The following is a 1,393-nucleotide window of genomic DNA, read 5'->3' as shown; positions in this document are numbered from 1 at the left end:
TGTCCGGCCTGAAGACATAGGTAACAGGTTGTACCTAAGACATGGGTGACAACCTCGTGCCGAACGGGTTGTCGTGGGTTTCAGGGTCATTCCACGCATTCATGGCGCGGCTCCATTATTGCTCGGCACGCGCGTTCGCCGTCAACCCCGCGCGCCAAGGCGCGCCCCTTCGGGCTTCGGGGGGTGACGGCTCTGCGCGGCCGATCAAATGGCCGCCATGCCAAGAATGAGTAAGACTGGCGTTTGGTCAGGGCGGTGATGTCGGACCGGGGAGATCGGTGATGGGCTTCGGACCGAATGGGTTATCGAGGGGTTGCAGGGTCTTTTGCTCTAGGTCGAAGTATCCCAGATCGTAGTGCATGAAGCTGATGAGCCAGATGCCCTCGTCGACTTCCTTGATGCCGAGCTTCTGTCCGGCCAGTACGGTTGAGATGTTGATCCTCTTGCGATGCAGGCAGAGCCGCCCGCAAGCGGTCACGACGACGTCACGATCGTGGAAGGGGTAGGTCAGGTCCGGCAGGCCGGCATAGACGCGCGTTGAGGCGGTGTAGAGCTCGGCTGGGCACTTCATGTCGAGCGCCTCGTGCGGTCTTTCCGTATTGAACTCGCGGACGAAGGCATCGAAGCGGTCCTGTTGCTGCAGGCTGTTGAAGCCTGGCGGTCGGGTCGCCTCCTTCTTCAAAGTCAGATGCATGCGCTCGTGGCGGCCGTTCTGTTGCGGATGGCCCGGCTTGATGCGTTCGATCGCAATGCCGAGCCTGAGCCACCACACCGACAGCTTCGAGAGGTTGAACAAGGCATTGGGACTGGCAAAGGGCACGCCATTGTCGGAGCGGATGGCCAGCGGCAGACCGCGTTCACGGAACAGTCGCTCAAAGGCAGTGATGGCTGGGTCTTCGCGCGTCGAGTCCAGAGCTTCACAGAGCAGCAGGAAGCGCGAGGCATGGTCGGTGACGGTCAGTGGGTAACAGTACTGGCCATTGCCGAGTTTGAACTCGCCCTTGAAGTCGGCACACCACAGATCATTGGCAAGCGTGCCCTGCGACAGCGGCGTGCCGCGTGCGCGGTGGCGCGGTCCGCCGCCGCGCTTGACCAGGCCATGGCGGTCGAGCACCGCATGAATGGTGCTCTTGGCGGGAACTCTGACGTCGCCATCAAGCCGGCGCACCAGCAGTTCGCGGATCTTGCGGGCGCCCCAGTGCGGCTTCTCGCTCTTCAGCCGGACGATCAGGGTCTCGAGCTGCTGGGGGAGCTGGTTGGCGTAACGGACCGGCCGCCTGGAGCGGTCGCTCAACGCCTCCAGCCCGTGCTCCTTGTAGCGGTCGAAAATCTTGTAGCCGGTCTTGCGGGAGATACCGAACTCCCGGCACACCTCGGTCATGGCTTCCCCATC

1 protein-coding gene is annotated in these 1,393 nt (G+C 62.6%); it reads right to left on the bottom strand.

The features are described from left to right. Positions 1-247: 247 nt before the first annotated feature. Positions 248-1,393, bottom strand: a 1,146-nt coding sequence (locus tag G8O24_RS42430) for an integrase core domain-containing protein (protein ID WP_188108402.1), incomplete at its 5' end; no start/stop codon positions are given.

The organism is Bradyrhizobium campsiandrae (assembly GCF_014529705.1).
In the GTDB taxonomy this organism is placed as follows: Bacteria; Pseudomonadota; Alphaproteobacteria; order Rhizobiales; family Xanthobacteraceae; genus Bradyrhizobium; species Bradyrhizobium campsiandrae.
Note: the sequence above shows the minus strand (reverse complement) of the source record. Positions and strands in the feature narration are given on the sequence as shown.